Raw genomic sequence first — 2,205 nt, 5'->3', positions numbered from 1 at the left:
TTGGTTCCGGTGAGTGGGTCACCTACGTGGTCACGGCGAACGAACTGGGCGGTCGCATGGCTGCCGACTATATGGCGAAAAACCTAAAGCCTGGTGCAAAGGTTATCGTGTTCGATCACGGTCCGGCGGTCCAGTGCATTATCGACCGAAATCGAGGCTTTGAAGAGCGAGCCAAGGAGCTCGGTCTAGACGTTCAACCCAGGAAGGTGATGAAGCTTTCTCTGGAAGATGGTCGCCGCACCATGGAAGATACTCTGACCGAAATGCCGGATATCGCGGGTGTTTTCTTCCAGAACCATGCTCCCACCATCGGCGCAGAAGCCACGCTCGAAGCCGCAAACCGGCTCGACGTAAAGCTGGTGAACTTCGACACCGACCCGACTGCTTATCGTCTTGTCAAGGAAGGCAAAATCCTTGGAACGATTGTGCAGAATCCATTCGAAATGGGTTACGTCGGCATGAATTCGATGTTGACACAACTCACTGGTGGGAAGCCAGACCATCTTGTCGAGCTCCCGCCACGTCTGATGACCAAGGACAACGTTGCGGAGTTTACACAAGAGCCTCAGGTGCTCGACGCCAAGGTGCAGTGACGCCGCAGTATTTGAAGATCCAGCGGGCGGATCGCCCGCTGGAAAGTCGTTGATGGAGGAGGAGTCACATGTCAATCGAGCCGCTGCTGAAGTGTTCCGATGTTCGAAAAACCTTTGGTAGCCTGCAGGCCCTGAAGGAGGTTCATCTCGAACTGAAGAAGGGAGAGGTGCATGGACTGGTCGGTGAGAACGGTGCGGGGAAAAGCACTTTGCTTCGAATTCTTGCTGGAGTCCATCAACCGGACGGTGGGACTGGCATCGTCTACGACGGTCATGGCTATGCCCCGCACAATGCGATCGATGCGTTGCGAAGCGGCATCGTCACCATTCACCAGGACATTAATCTCATCGGCACAATGACTGTTGCCGAAAACATCCTGCTGAACAATGAGCCGACAAGTTCGACGGGTTTGCTCAGCGCAAAACGGATGCACCAGCTCGCTTCGGACCTATTGAGACAATATCACTTAGACATTGATCCGTCTAAGCCCGTCAACGAACTACCGAACGACATCAAGAAGATGCTCCAGATCGTCAAGGCGATGACGTGGAACCCAAAGGTTCTGCTGATGGATGAGCCAACGTCCTCGCTGACGAATGTCGAGGTCGAAGTCGTTCTCAAGCTCATCCGCGATCTCGCCAAGCGCGGCGTGTCAGTGGTTTTCGTCTCCCACTACCTATCCGAAGTTTTCGCCGTGTGTGACAACATAACCGTCATGCGCGATGGCCGCACGGTCGACACTTTTCCGACAGCTGATACTTCGATCACTGAGATCGTCCGCAATATGCTCGGGCGCGAGTTGGTGGAAGAGCAGGCGCGGAGCAAGCGGAACTCTGGCAGCGGCGACATTCTTCTGTCCGTGAGTAACTTGACTGTCCCTGGGGTACTGAACGACATCTCCTTCGATCTGCGCAAGGGCGAAATCCTGGGGTTCACCGGGCTCACAGGTTCCGGACTCAGCGAACTGGCCCGTGCCATCTATGGGGTGAGCGGTTTGCGGCGTAGCAACGGTTCGTTCGTACTGGAAGGTAAAGAGACTAACCTCGCCAATCCTTCCCAGTCGCTCAAGCAGGGGCTCGCTCTATTGACGAATGATCGTCTGCGCGAGGGCGTTCTTCCAGATTTCTCGATCACGGAGAATGTGTGCTTACCCATAATAGACCGCTTTAGAAAACCGAGCGGCCTTCTGAATTTGAAGGCGTTGGACGAAGCCGGCCGTGAAGCAATTACGCGACTCCGCGTGAAAGCGACTGGTCCTAACGCGCCAATCAAATCGCTCAGCGGCGGCAATCAGCAGAAGGTGTTGATCGCGAAATGGCTCAAGACGAACCCGCGGGTTTTCCTTCTCGACGACCCGACTGTTGGCATTGACGTCGGATCGAAGGACGAAATCCGCAAACTGATCGAGCAGATAGCGTCGGAAGGTGTCGGGGTCATCATTTTCACGACAGAGATCCCCGACATCGAAAAGCTTTGCGATCGTGCCTTCGTCATGTTCCGTGGGGCGATCGTCGGCGAATTCCAAGGGGATCGACTCGAAAAGAACAGAATTCTTGAAACTTCGGTGAGTGGGAGGATGGCAGCATGACCATGCCAATAGCAGAACATACG

2 protein-coding genes are annotated in these 2,205 nt (G+C 54.7%); both read left to right on the top strand.

What is annotated here, in order from left to right; translation table 11 throughout:
- Positions 1-593 (top strand): substrate-binding domain-containing protein (locus A3AY_RS0128505; RefSeq protein WP_018329084.1); only part of this gene is annotated, 593 nt, incomplete at its 5' end.
- 68 nt (positions 594-661) lie between these two features.
- Positions 662-2,182, top strand: coding sequence for a sugar ABC transporter ATP-binding protein (locus A3AY_RS0128500; protein WP_018329083.1), 1,521 nt, complete (start codon positions 662-664; stop codon positions 2,180-2,182).
- Positions 2,183-2,205 lie beyond the last annotated feature (23 nt).

It is taken from the genome of Rhizobium giardinii bv. giardinii H152 (genome assembly GCF_000379605.1).
GTDB lineage: Bacteria > Pseudomonadota > Alphaproteobacteria > Rhizobiales > Rhizobiaceae > Pararhizobium > Pararhizobium giardinii.
Note: the sequence above shows the minus strand (reverse complement) of the source record. Positions and strands in the feature narration are given on the sequence as shown.

Bases quoted from the DNA above. Each gene is read 5' to 3' on its own strand.
- A3AY_RS0128500 (WP_018329083.1), top strand. From the start codon at position 662: ATGTCAATCGAGCCGCTGCTGAAGTGTTCCGATGTTCGAAAAACCTTT.